Raw genomic sequence first — 12588 nt, forward strand, 5'->3', positions numbered from 1 at the left:
AATGGAACAGATGAATTACGATGAAGCGGACTTATTCGCTATCGAGCATGGCGCGGCGGCTAACGGTATCCGGCTGGATGAAGGGGAATCTATCTTCCTTGCTCGCGAGCTGGACTACGTTAAGTCCAAAGTTTACGAAGTCGAATACCCGGCACTGACGGCCACCACGCTCTTCCCTGTAACCTCCGAAATTCCATCCTACGCCAAAACATTCACCTACGGCGTATGGGATGCGGTTGGCATGGCGCGGATCATCGCTGACTATGCCGACGACTTGCCAAATGTTGGCGTTAATTATCGTGAAGAAACCGGCAAGGTGTTCAGCCTAGGTAACTTCTACGAATACAGCCTGATGGAAATTCGTGCATCACAGGCAACCGGCAAGAACCTACCGACACGACTGGCAAACGCAGCCCGCCGCGCTCATGACGTGAAAGTCAATGGCCTGGCATTTTACGGCGATGACGCTTATCAAATTGTTGGCGTGCTGGAGCATCCAAATATTCCAGTAACCACCTCAGCAAAATGGACCACTGGCGAAATCGCCTCTGGAGAGCTGGAGGATGCAGTTTCGGCTATCGAGACAGTAACCAAAGGCCTGCATGCAGCTAACGTAATCGCACTTCCACCGAGCGCGTTCAAAATCCTGTCCAAGCCGATGCCGAATACCGACACGTCTTACATGACCTACTTCAATACCCAGTATCAGGGTATGCAGTGGATTCGCGTAAACGAACTGGAAGACATTGACGGCACAGGCACAAGGGCGGCACTGGTGATGGAACGTAACGCCGACAACGCGTCCATGGAAATTCCGCAGCCTTTTGAACAGTTGCCGCCACAGGCTAATAACCTGGCGTTCAAAATTCCATGCCACAGCCGCGCCACTGGCGTTCAGGTTTATCTGCCGCTGACGCTGCACCTCATCAAAGGCATTTAAGAGGCTCCTGCCTCTTTTCTTAAGGATTACAAATGAAGATTACCAACGCATCCGCACGACTTTACTACATCGCAGGTCAGAAACTGGCACCGGGTCAGACTGCCGAGGTTGATGATAAGTGGAAGGACAATCAAACCATCCAGGCATCAATCACTAAAGGCGAATTGCGGCTTGCAGATAAAGATGAAGAAGTCACAGCAAGCCCGGTAGAAAAGAAAGAGAAGGACAAGAAGTAATGAACATTGCCGCATTTGAAGGTCTGACGCCTCTGAAAATCTTCCGCAAGCTTGCGCCTGAATTTGCGGCTGTTCCTGATGATGTTGTTCAGGGATACATCGACCTGGCTTCGCTGTTCGTCTGTGAAGGTGAGTACGGTGATGCGTATAATGTTGCCCTGGCACTCATGGCGGCACACATCATGGCTTCCCCTGGCGGATACTCAGCTGACGGTTCAACTTCATCTGGTCGCATCCTCTCACGCAAAGAAGGTGATCTGGCAATAACATATGGCAACGTGTCCGGTGATTCCAGTTACCTCAGCGGGACCACTTACGGAAACCTTCTGCAGATGCTTCGCAAGAAGAAGGGCGGAGGCTTCTCAATAATGACTCGCGGAGTCGTGGGAGGATGCGTGTGGCCGTAAAATAACCGACAATAAGCGCCGGTGGGACAAGCTCAGGCGCGAGCTCAAAGTAGGCGGCAGCAAAGAGGTTGTTGTCGGCATCCAGAATGGTGAGGTTAACGATGGCGTACTGGTGGCCCAATACGCCACATGGAACGAATTTGGCACCAGGACGATCCCTTCTCGCCCATTCATGCGGACATACTTCGATGCATCGAAAGCCAGGTTAGAGAAATTTGCCACAAACGGAATTTCTCAGGTTCTTGTCGGCAAAGCCACATTCCCGCAGTTTATTAATGCTGCAGGGGTGTATATGGTTGATGGAGTGAAGAAAAGCATCAACACAGGTGCATGGCTGCCTAACTCGCCAATTACAGTGTCTCTAAAAGGGTCATCAAAGCCGCTTATAGACACAGGCGTGATGCTTAACTCGGTCACATTCGCCATACATAAATATGGTACTTCAAAATGAGCAATCCATTCCGCAGACCTTACACAGTGCTTACGCCGACACCATCAACGCTGGTTAACGGCGTGATTGTCGATGGTGAGATGGTTAGCTCGACCGCCTCATTTAGCGTGCAGAGCATCAAAGACACACAGGAAATTGAAAGCCTGGAGGCGGGTCGAAGACTGACTGACTATCGGCGTCTGTACGGCGACACCAAATTGCAGATTACCGATGACTTCCCTATGGCGCAGCCTGCTCTGGTCGTAATCGACGGCTTCAACTACGAAGTTAAGCACCGTGAGCCGTGGCAAAATGGAATCATTCCACACTACAAATACTATGTGGTAAGGAAGCGAGATGGCTGAAACAACGGTATCAACATTTGTTCCTGATGCTGTCGAGTCTGCCGCATACCGTGTTTTGTCTCAGTTAATCTCTATACCTCTTGCATACGCTAATCAGAATAACTCTCGCCTGACGCTACCTTATGCCACGTTGCGCGTTTCTACTCGCCTTACGATCGGCAGGGATGAGCATGGAGAGGTTGATGATGACGGAGTGATGCCTTCACATGGGGTGAGGGAGGGAACGGTGATGATCAATGTGTACGGTGGTGGCGCAAGAGAGCATTGCGACGACCTTGTAAACAGTATCAGGAAAACCACTGGCAGATATCTCATGCGCCGGGAACACTTCGTTATCAGCAACAGTGCGCAGGTTAATGACCTGACCGCCCTGCGAGACGATGCAAATTTCGAGGCTATGGCAAATGTTGATTTGACCTTCCGCTATACCGGCAAATATCAGGATGACGTTGGACTCATTGAAACCGTTGATGCGACTGGCGACATCGGCGGCATAGAAACACACCTCACAATCGCCGTCACATCCGACTAATCAATACGGAGCTTCATCAATGGCAAATCTAAGCCAGATTGCCAACGTGAATATATCGCTGGAAACAGCGAGTATCGCGAAGGCATCGTTCGGAATTCCGCTGGCTGTCTCGCCGACTACGGCATTCAGTGAGCGCATTCGAAAATATTCAAGCTATAACGCGGCGCAACAAGATGGACTGGACGCGCAAACTCTCAAGGCGCTGTCGGCCGTCTTCAGCCAGACGCCTCGACCAAACCAGGCATGGGTAGGGCGTCGTGACGCTGATTTAATTGATCTGAGTGTCACAAGTGCCGACGTTGCTACTGGCAATATCTATACATTCAGCGTTAACGGTACGAGCATTACTTATACAGCAGCGAGCGGAGATGATGCATTAGATGTCTACACTGGCCTGAAAACAGCACTGGCTGCACAGTCCGTAATAGATGCTCTGTTTACCAGTACGGTTGACAGTGAAGGCCTGCACATTAAGGTTAAGGCCCCTGTTACGGCAAATATCATTAAGCCAGTGAACAATTTGGCTATCGTAACCTTTGGCTTTGCTGACAGCCTTGAAGAAGATCTAAACGCCATTCAACAGGAAGACCCAGGCTGGTATGGTTTTGCGCTGGTTGAGCGGGGTGATGCTTTAATTCAGGATGCTGCAGCGTGGGCCGAAACGCAGACGAAGCTGTTCTTCGCATGTAGCGATACTGCTGCAATTTGGTCTTCTGCTAAGGATGACCTGGCGTCACAGCTGCAGTCTCTGCAATACCTTCGGACCTCCCTGATTGCCCACAAAGCAGCTGCAACTGAATATCCTGAAATGGCGTGGATGGGGCGTTGCTTCACTATCGCACCCGGTGGAGAGACATGGGCTCTAAAATCGCTGGCTGCTATCACGCCGAGCAAATTCAGTGATACCGAGCAAAGCTACATCTTCCAGAAAAACGCCAACGCTTACGAGCAGTACGCTGAAAACACGTTCATCATCAATAAAGGTAAGGTTGCATCGGGAGAATGGATTGATGTCGTGAGATTCCGTGACTGGCTAGTTGATACCATTCAGAAGAACATTGCCTCGCTGATGATCCGCCAGAAGAAAGTGCCTTATACCAACGGTGGCATTGCTCTTATCGTTAACAACCTTAACGGGTCACTTATTCAGGGCCAGCAGGCTGGCGGCATTGCCCCAGACGAGCGAGATAGCGACGGTAACACCGTTCCTGGCTTCCGTATCACATATCCAAACGCTGCTGACGTATCTGCTGACATCAAAGCCACGCGCACTCTCTATATCGAGTTTGTGGCGCTTCTGGCTGGCGCAATCCAGATGGTGCAGATCGACGGTTCACTGACTTACAGCTATGAGGGCTAACTATGTCTGCTGAATTAACTGGCACTTATGACGGCTCAGAGGTGTTTGTCACTATCGGGCCGCTACTCCTTACCGGGTTTAGTGATGGCGACTCAATCACTGCCCGTAAGAGTGCAAACTTTTACGAGTCCAAAGCTGGCCTTGATGGTTCTGTTGGTCGAGCTCGTGTTACCGATAAGCGCGGGCAGATCGAGCTTCATCTGCTCCAGACCTCAAGCGCTAACGATGAACTGTCCGCTCTGTTTAACCTGGATTCACTGACTGAGGACGGCAAGGCGGTGCTCCCGGTTTCCGTCACGGACTTCTCAGGCCGAACGGTAATTGCGGCCGGGCAGGCATGGATTTATCAGCTGGGTGATGTTGCGTTCTCTACTAACGAAGTGGGGGATCGAATTTACACGCTGGAAGCGGCAGACCTTAAGTTCTCCATCGGTGGGAACAACGTTTAACTAAGCCGCCTCCGGGCGGTTTTTTATTGAGGCTAATATGGCAACGGAATTCACTACTTTCACTATCGGCGACAAAGAATTCAGAGCAGCAAAGATGAATGCGTTCGCTGCAGCAAAGCATTTAGTCAAACTCAAAACGCTGCTGGATAAGGGGCTGGCTTCTGGTGGAGATGCCAATGCTATCCAGTTGCTTGCAGGTATTGATGAAAAAACCCTTGAAGATGTGATCATCCCAATTCTGCGCGACTCTTCCACATTTAGCGCTACCGACGAAAAGAAAATTGATAGCCCAACTGCAATGAATCTTGTCTTCACGGTGGACACGCTTTTCGACTTCTTCGAACTGTGCTGGGAGGTGTTGAAGCTCAACTTCACCCCTTTTTTCACGAAAGCACTTACCCTGTTTGGACTAAGCCCAGAAGAACTGGCAGGCAGGGTTCAGGCGCTGGCGAAAGGCGCGACCCGGGAACGCTAAGGGAAGACGTTGAAAATGAGCTTTGGGTGTGGCGTCCGGTATTAAGAAACATGTGCACGGTTGCCGAGGTCAAGTCCGGGATAGTCACATGTGAAGACCTCCTGAAGCTAAACGCTCTTATAGAGATGACCGATTATCTGAACGCACCACCGGAGAAGTAAATGGTTATACGAGAATTACTGATCCGCCTGGGGCTGACTGGTGCGGATAGTGTTGGTAAGGGGCTGGATAATGTTGACGGGAAGGTAGATAAAACCATCCAGTCATTCGGTGCTCTCGGAGGCGTATTAGCAACTGTTTTCGGTGCGCTGACGATATCCAATATTGCTAAAACCGCCGATAGCATGCAGTCATTTGAGGCTCGTATCGGTATGCTCAGTCAGACCGTTACCGACTCTGCGACAGCATTTGATGAGGTGGCTCAGCATGCAGCTGATTCTCGCCAGTCTATTGATTCCTACGCAACCTTTTACCTTCGCGTGGGTAATGCTGCAAAGAGCGTCGTAACGTCGCAGGAAGAGTTGTTGTCAATTACCGACACCGTTTCTAAAGCAATGGTTGTAGGCGGTGCCACAGCAGAAGAACAGTCTTCAGCTCTGCTGCAGTTCGCACAGGCATTAGGTTCAGGGGTGTTGCAGGGCGATGAGTTCCGATCGCTTGCAGAAGCTGCGCCAATGTTACTTGATAAAATTGGGGAGGCTTTGAAAATTCCTCGCGAAGAGCTTAAGAAGATGGCTGCAGATGGGAAGCTGACGACCCGGGCTGTCCTCGGTGCATTGAAAACCATTGGCCCTGAGTTCGATAAGGCGTTTCAGCAGATGCCACTCACTATTGGACAGGCTCTGACAATCGCCGGTAATAAGTGGGATCAGTTCATTGCCAGAATGAACCGTAGCAGCGGTGCGGTAACCTGGATTGCTAATAAATTCCTGTGGCTGGCAGATAAGGTTGAATACTCACTCGACGTGGTTACTGATGCGTTAGGTGGGGCTGAGAACGCTGTAAAACTCCTTGGTGTAGTGCTTGGGTCTGCCGGTCTTGTTGGCGCTGTGTACCTGCTTTCAGCTGCTTTTACGGCGCTATCAAGCCCTCTGTTCCTCATCATCGGTACGCTGGCTGCTTTGTTTCTCGTTGGTGATGACGTTAATGCATGGCTTAAAGGGCAGAATTCTTTGCTTGGCGATGCAATAGGGCCAGCAAGTGAGTATCAGAAATCAATAGAAGGTATCACTGCGGCAATACAGGGAACCGTAGAGCAGATAAAGGCGCTGGTAAATTTCATAGGCGAGCTTGATAGTGCAATGCATTCATCCGTTCTAATGGACATCAATAAAGCCATCACCGGCAGTGCGGAGTGGGCAAGGGATGCCCTTGGTTTGAATGATGGCGAGCCATCTAATGGTATTTCTGACGGACTAAAAAACTCTGCAGAGGGATGGAGGCAGTACAACGAAAGAACCGCAGCCGGGAAATCATTCATCACTTCTCCAACAAACTTGCTAAGCACACCAAACACCCTTGAGAGCATGACCAGAAGCGCAGGCGCAGCTTATGACCGAGATAGATCTTTAATGGGGGGGACATTTTCTCCAAATATGAATGTTTATCTAACCGTACCTGCAGGAACAACTGCAGAGCAACAGGGTGTCATCAAAGATTCGGCAGAAAAATACTATGGTGTTGAACGTGATTGGCTGGGCAACACTCTGAACTTCAACACAGGAGGCTAGCATGGCAACTGATGTGCTTGGCTTCCTATGGAACTCATCAGGCGACAGCACTTTCCGGCTAAACGATCCTGGCGTTGGTAATCTTGAGTTCGATACTCTGGACCAGGAGACGCATGAGTGGAAACGCGACGTTACGATGAATCCGGTCGAGAATGGTTCTCCGATATCCGATCACATAATCCGGCAGCCGAAAAAGATAACCGTTGCCGGGATGATAAGTAACGCGCCTATAACAGGAGTGTTAACCCAGGCATCTAACGCCATCGCGACAGGATTCGACGGTGAGGACAGAGTAAATACAGCGATAAAGCAGCTGGATTCCCTCTATCTTTCCAATGAACTTGTCACCATCTACACCAAAAACTATACGTATGTGAACATGCTCATCCTGGATATAAACATCCCTCGACGTGTTGAGGACGGTGACGCGATTAATTTCACGATAGATGCCGTTCAGTCCGACATAGTGAGCACCGCAACAACGGAAATCCCACCTGGAGTAGGTGTGAGAAAAACCGATGCAGGTAAGCCGAGCACATCAAATTCAACTGATTCTGCGACCGCAAACCGGGCTACGCCTACAAAGAATGTCGGGAAAAACACCGGCTCCATTCTAAGTCAGGCTGCGGATGGGTTGTCGGCCTCTGGCAGCAGGTTAAATGACTACCTCAGGAAAATTATAGGTAACGTTACTCCATGACCCCACTCAACTTTCAGCCAGGATTTACTGACCAGACGTTACAAGCCGTATTCGATGACACACCGGTATCTCTCAGGCTGCGCTGGAATGAACGATTCGGTTTCTGGTCGCTGGGCATTTACGACCGGGAGTCCTTGCCAATCATTACCGGGGTGAAACTTGTGCAGAATTACCCGCTGCTAAAGAACTTCAGTTTCGATAAATTCTCAGGCGATATCTACTTCATCCGGACGTATGGTGAAAAAGTGCGTCCTGATATCGATTCGGTTGGAGGCGATCACCTTTTGGTGTATGCCACTAAGGAAGAAATAGATGAGCTTGTTTCTACGAACGGGTGAGATAATTGTGGGCCAGCCGCAGGGCGAAGCCGTCAGCATTAAAGACCTCCGCTTTGAGTTCAATATCACCAAAACAGCAAGCAAAACCGCAAACGAAGCCTCTCTCAAAATCTACAACGCCGCACCCAGCACCATCACTTTGATGGAGACCGTAAATAACGTGGTCATCATCAAGGCTGGTTACGTTAACGACATCGGCGCTATTACCATCTTCACTGGAACTACATGTCGAAGCCTCACGTATCAGGACGGGCCTGACATCATCACTGAGATGGAGCTACGGGACAGTGTAATCCCGTTACGGGATGCGAAGATAAGCGTTTCATTTCCGCCAAATACTTCAGCAATGACGGTGCTTGATGGTGTCGCGAAAAATTTTGGACTTCCAATTAAGAAGAGCATCAGCAAGGTGCAGGACAAGCAATATATTGGCGGCTATGCCTACAACGGCCGCGTCCGGGATGCTATGGACAGGGTATGCAATTATCTTGGGCTGGAATGGAGTGCGCAGGACAGCGAAATCCAGATCATAAAAAAGGGTGGTGTATACGCAGACACTGCAGTTGTCCTTTCGAAGGATACTGGAATGATTGGCTATCCCCGGCGCGAAGCAAAGACGATGACCGAAAAGACTGCTGCAAAGCAGGGCATCAAGTACGGGCAGAAGGGCATTGTCAGAACGGTAGTAGATGTAGAAGACCCGACCGCCAAGCTTAAAGACCGGGTGACTCTTGAGGTGCAGGGATACAGGGTGAAATCGCTGTTAAACCCGGCAATTTACCCTGGCGCTTACGTGCAGGTGAAATCCCGCGGTATTGATGGTGAGTTCTTCCGAGTGGAAGAGGCGCGTTATAGCGGCGATACCCACGGCCAGGAATGGAGCGTGGAAGCGCTACTGAGGTTTATCTAATGGCAGATAACAGTGATGTAGTTGAGGCGCTCAGGCGGCTTGTGAGCACGGAAATGGACACGGTTAACACTGCATTGCCTTGCACAGTAGTGAGCTACAACGGCGGGCGGGTAACAGTAAAGCCAGACGGCGAGAAGATTTACGCAGACGGCGACACGAACGCATATCCAGTGCTGAGTGATTTGCGGTTGGTGTGGCCGCAGTTTGCTGGCGGGCAGGCTGGAATCAAAGGGCCGGTGCAGTCTGGCGATCGGTGTTTATTGATTGTGTGCCAGCAGGCCACGGACGGAAGCGATGACACCAGGCGTTTCGATATCATCGATTCATACGTTATTCCAGGGGCTGGATACAGCGATGCCGTGCCGGGCAATGACGACATGCGTATGTACTTTGGTGATGCATTTATCGCCTTTGATGCTAACGGGAAGATGACTATTAACGCACCGGGTGGGGTGGAAGAGATAACGCCACTTCACGCGGTAAAAGGCCAAATGACTGTTGAGAAGCTGTTTACCTACCAAGGTGGCATGACTGGAGGCGGCGGAGGCTCATCGGTGGCCACCATTACTGGCACTATGCAGGTGACTGGCGACGTTGTCATTAACGGAATCAAGATCGGCACGCACCATCACCAGGGAGATAGCGGCGGCAACACGGGAGGTCCGGAAAACTAATTTCTTGCTAGAAGTTGCAAGTATTAAGTAGGATCATGTTTATTACGGATAATGGAGATTGAATATGTCAATCACGCTGAAAGTGCACGCCGGTGATTTCAAGTATGCAAGGTTGGTAACCCCAATGTTAGGTGAGAATTATCTGGAGATGAGCTCATCGTTTTTAGGCGGTAATCAGAAATACCCTAAGAGCAAAATCGCATCACTTGAAGTATCCGGTGGGGCGAAAGGGAAAAATGTAGCAGGCACTGCAGGTGGAGCGTTAGTTGGGGGCGTGCTGCTAGGTGGGTTCGGGGTGCTGGTAGGGGCGCTTGCTGGGGGAAATAAAAACCAGACAATTTTTGCTGTTGAGTTTAATGACGGTAAAAAATCGCTCCTCGAAATGAAAACAAAAGATTTTAGCAAAATCCAGGCCCTTTGCTTCTGACTCCAACCCGCTTCGGCGGGTTTTTTATTGGTGATTTATGCTTGATTTCAGACTGACCGACAACAAGATCGTATTCACAAACGGACTGTTGCAGTACGTAGACGGCGCTGAACGCGTGAGGCAGCAGATTGAATTCAGGCTAAGCCTTTGGCGCGGTGAGTGGTTTCTGGATAGTGAATTCGGTACGCCTTATTTGCAGGACGTGCTGGGTAAACAGATAACACTCAACGGCGCACTATCAGCTATCCGAACTGAGATTTTTGACGTCGATGGCGTGACCGGGATCGTGGAGTTTACGTACAATTTTGAACGGGCAAACAGGAAGTTGAGTATCGAATTTACGGCCAGCACCGATTACGGGTTGGTTCAATATCCCTGATTAACAAACCCTTCAATATGCCTCGCGTCGTGCGGGGCTTTTTTATGCCTGGAACAAGGTGATTATGGCTGATTACATTACAAAAACAGGCTTCGATAAGCCGACATTGCCGGAGATGGTTCAGGATATCGGCGATGCAATGGAAACGGTCGTAGGGCCAATTAACAGGGAAGCAGATTCAACTACCGGGCAGTGGATCGGAATTGAGGCAGAGCAGAACGCCATCCACTTCGAAACAGAAGAGGAATTGTGGGCGAGTCGTTTCCTTGCGTCTGCTGAGGGCTTTGCTCTTGATGCGCTGGGTGACTGGATGGGCGGCATTACTCGCCACGGAAAAACAACGACGAAGGTTAACGCTGTCATCTACGGAACAGAATCAGCGCTTGTACCTGCTGGATCCCTGGCGTCTTTCGGCAATTACCAATTTCGATTGACCGCTGACTATTCAATATCCCGCTCTACTTTGCTGGATGGCGAGGTGAGGGTGGCGAATAACACGCAGGCAACATACACCATCCGCATTGCTGGCGTTGATCACACATATACAAAGGTATCAGGCGATACGGTTAACAGCATTGCCACAGGGCTTGCTGCGGTCGTTGATGCAACAAGCCAATACTCTGCGACGGCTAACGGTTCGGTGATTCACCTGACGTCTGAAAACCTTATTGAAGGCTTTGCGGTTTCACTGACTGCCGGTCTGTCATGGCAGTTAATTGGCTCTCCCGCAATCTTTGAAGCTACCGAATCCGGGCCAATCGTCGTGCCTGTCGGTGGATTGAATAACCCAGTAAGCGCCATTACCGGATGGACAGGGGTTAATAACCTGGTGCAGGGCGCAACAGGTTCAAATCGAGAATCCGATACCGATTATCGACAGCGCCTGTATCAAAGCCGCTCATCGTCAGGTGGAGCCGCAACCATACCCGCTATTGAAACACGACTTATCACCGAAGTAAGTGGCGTCACGCTGGCGAAAGTAATCGAAAACGACACGATGTCGACCGTTGACAGCATTCCACCAAAAGCCATACATACCATCGTTTCTGGCGGTCTTGAGCAGGATATTGCTGATGCTATCTGGAAGTACAAGGGGGCAGGAATAGCAACATACGGCTCAATTGCGATCACTGTCTATGACCGGTACGAAAGGCCACACCTGGTTAACTTCTCACGCCCTACAGAAGTGGATATTTACGTCAAAGTTGATGTGGTCCTGCTTGATACTGAGGAACCGCTGCCAGCAACCGTTGTGGATGCAATTAAGCAGGGCGTTGTGGCTTACGGAGCAACACTTGGCTTGGGTGATGATGTGATCACACAGCGCATCTACGGTTACATCTACGCGAACACAACCGGCATCGGGAAAATGACCGTCACTGTAAGCACTGATGGAACCACGTTTGCTGAAACCAATATTTCAGTTGCCGAAAACTCATTTGCTTCCTTCTCTGCTGAAAATGTGGAGGTCACAGGTGTCTGATGAATGGGCTGATATCGATTTCCTCGCACTGATACGCCAGCGACCCACAGACTGGCTTAAGAAGGGCGGGCAGGTGCCAGACCTGTTTGCTGCGGTTGGCGTGATGCATCCTGAAATAGAAGCGCGCGCTAAATACATCTACCTCACCCAAAGCATATACAACGCCCATGGCATAGAGCTGGATAGGTTCGGTCAGTACGTCGATGTAGGGCGAGATGGAATGTCTGACGATGATTATCGTCGGGCGATCATGCAAGCAAAACTGGCAACTTCATTTAGCGGTACACCAGATAACGTCATGGTCGTAACTGCCACTACAACATCAAGTTCTGATGTTGAGCTCGTTGAGCTATTCCCGGCCGCATTCAGCGTTCATGCCACCGGCCCCTACGTCCCAACAAATATCAACGCGATTGTTGACCGTGCATCAGTTGCGGGCGTCCGCGCCTATTCAACTCACGACTATGGGCTCAATGGGTTTTCCCTGGCAGGCATAGACACAAACTCCGGACAGGCTTTAGCAGTCGGGGTAAACACGGCAATGCAGGTTGATGAAGACACGGCGCTTGGACTTAACAGGGGCTCCGTATTCATTGCTGGCTCGTACCTTGACGCGGCTGGATCAGTGTCGGGGGTTCTTGAGGTGAACGGTTCATATCTTGGCGTCGCTGACGACGATTACCTTCTTATTTTCTCCCGTGACTATGGCGTCACCGGGACGATGCTCTGCGGCGCTATGCCTAAGTGAGAAAT

At 50.4% G+C, this 12588-nt stretch carries 18 protein-coding genes; all 18 read left to right on the forward strand.

What is annotated here, in order from left to right:
* The first annotated feature begins 1 nt into the window (after position 1).
* The 18 genes from ACSPHG_RS06795 (at position 2) to ACSPHG_RS06880 (ending at position 12583) form a co-directional block, all read left to right on the forward strand.
* Positions 2-940: a DUF2184 domain-containing protein gene (locus ACSPHG_RS06795; RefSeq protein WP_435952734.1), complete on the forward strand. Its 939-nt coding sequence runs from the start codon at positions 2-4 to the stop codon at positions 938-940.
* 32 nt (positions 941-972) lie between these two features.
* Positions 973-1176 carry a hypothetical protein gene (locus tag ACSPHG_RS06800; RefSeq protein ID WP_435952735.1) on the forward strand — a complete coding sequence of 68 codons (204 nt, stop codon included), beginning with the start codon at positions 973-975 and terminating at the stop codon, positions 1174-1176.
* Positions 1176-1583 (forward strand): DUF4054 domain-containing protein, encoded by a 408-nt coding sequence (locus ACSPHG_RS06805; protein WP_435952736.1) that lies wholly within the window; start codon positions 1176-1178, stop codon positions 1581-1583. Before ACSPHG_RS06800 ends, ACSPHG_RS06805 begins: the two co-directional genes overlap by 1 nt.
* A gap of 112 nt (positions 1584-1695) precedes the next feature.
* Positions 1696-2034 carry a phage virion morphogenesis protein gene (locus ACSPHG_RS06810; protein ID WP_435952737.1) on the forward strand — a complete coding sequence of 113 codons (339 nt, stop codon included), beginning with the start codon at positions 1696-1698 and terminating at the stop codon, positions 2032-2034.
* A 26-nt stretch (positions 2035-2060) separates the two neighbouring features.
* Positions 2061-2378 carry a hypothetical protein gene (locus ACSPHG_RS06815; RefSeq protein ID WP_435952738.1) on the forward strand — a complete coding sequence of 106 codons (318 nt, stop codon included), beginning with the start codon at positions 2061-2063 and terminating at the stop codon, positions 2376-2378.
* Positions 2371-2910 (forward strand): phage neck terminator protein, encoded by a 540-nt coding sequence (locus ACSPHG_RS06820; RefSeq protein ID WP_435952739.1) that lies wholly within the window; start codon positions 2371-2373, stop codon positions 2908-2910. Before ACSPHG_RS06815 ends, ACSPHG_RS06820 begins: the two co-directional genes overlap by 8 nt.
* 19 nt (positions 2911-2929) lie before the next feature.
* Positions 2930-4270 (forward strand): DUF3383 family protein, encoded by a 1341-nt coding sequence (locus ACSPHG_RS06825; protein ID WP_435952740.1) that lies wholly within the window; start codon positions 2930-2932, stop codon positions 4268-4270.
* A gap of 2 nt (positions 4271-4272) precedes the next feature.
* Positions 4273-4719 carry a phage structural protein gene (locus ACSPHG_RS06830; protein ID WP_435952741.1) on the forward strand — a complete coding sequence of 149 codons (447 nt, stop codon included), beginning with the start codon at positions 4273-4275 and terminating at the stop codon, positions 4717-4719.
* 37 nt (positions 4720-4756) lie between these two features.
* Complete coding sequence (locus tag ACSPHG_RS06835) at positions 4757-5194, forward strand: phage tail assembly chaperone (RefSeq protein ID WP_435952742.1); 438 nt, start codon at positions 4757-4759, stop codon at positions 5192-5194.
* A gap of 161 nt (positions 5195-5355) precedes the next feature.
* Entirely contained in the window at positions 5356-6924 is a 1569-nt protein-coding gene (locus tag ACSPHG_RS06840) for a tape measure protein (protein WP_435952743.1), read from the forward strand.
* Between the two features lies 1 nt (position 6925).
* Positions 6926-7624 (forward strand): phage baseplate protein, encoded by a 699-nt coding sequence (locus ACSPHG_RS06845; RefSeq protein WP_435952744.1) that lies wholly within the window; start codon positions 6926-6928, stop codon positions 7622-7624.
* Positions 7621-7962 carry a phage baseplate plug family protein gene (locus ACSPHG_RS06850; RefSeq protein ID WP_435952745.1) on the forward strand — a complete coding sequence of 114 codons (342 nt, stop codon included), beginning with the start codon at positions 7621-7623 and terminating at the stop codon, positions 7960-7962. The genes ACSPHG_RS06845 and ACSPHG_RS06850 overlap by 4 nt, the downstream gene beginning before the upstream one ends.
* Complete coding sequence (locus tag ACSPHG_RS06855; RefSeq protein ID WP_435952746.1) at positions 7937-8872, forward strand: phage protein; 936 nt, start codon at positions 7937-7939, stop codon at positions 8870-8872. The genes ACSPHG_RS06850 and ACSPHG_RS06855 overlap by 26 nt, the downstream gene beginning before the upstream one ends.
* On the forward strand, positions 8872-9546 hold the full coding sequence (locus ACSPHG_RS06860) for a Gp138 family membrane-puncturing spike protein (protein WP_435952747.1): 675 nt from the start codon (positions 8872-8874) through the stop codon (positions 9544-9546). Before ACSPHG_RS06855 ends, ACSPHG_RS06860 begins: the two co-directional genes overlap by 1 nt.
* A 64-nt stretch (positions 9547-9610) precedes the next feature.
* Positions 9611-9973, forward strand: coding sequence for a hypothetical protein (locus tag ACSPHG_RS06865; RefSeq protein ID WP_435952748.1), 363 nt, complete (start codon positions 9611-9613; stop codon positions 9971-9973).
* A 37-nt stretch (positions 9974-10010) separates the two neighbouring features.
* Positions 10011-10352, forward strand: coding sequence for a contractile injection system sheath initiator (locus ACSPHG_RS06870; RefSeq protein WP_435952749.1), 342 nt, complete (start codon positions 10011-10013; stop codon positions 10350-10352).
* A gap of 64 nt (positions 10353-10416) precedes the next feature.
* Positions 10417-11835 (forward strand): baseplate J/gp47 family protein, encoded by a 1419-nt coding sequence (locus tag ACSPHG_RS06875; RefSeq protein ID WP_435952750.1) that lies wholly within the window; start codon positions 10417-10419, stop codon positions 11833-11835.
* On the forward strand, positions 11828-12583 hold the full coding sequence (locus ACSPHG_RS06880) for a hypothetical protein (protein WP_435952751.1): 756 nt from the start codon (positions 11828-11830) through the stop codon (positions 12581-12583). Before ACSPHG_RS06875 ends, ACSPHG_RS06880 begins: the two co-directional genes overlap by 8 nt.
* Positions 12584-12588: the final 5 nt, after the last annotated feature.

It is taken from the genome of Dryocola baronae (assembly GCF_051297175.1).
Taxonomy (GTDB): domain Bacteria; phylum Pseudomonadota; class Gammaproteobacteria; order Enterobacterales; family Enterobacteriaceae; genus Dryocola.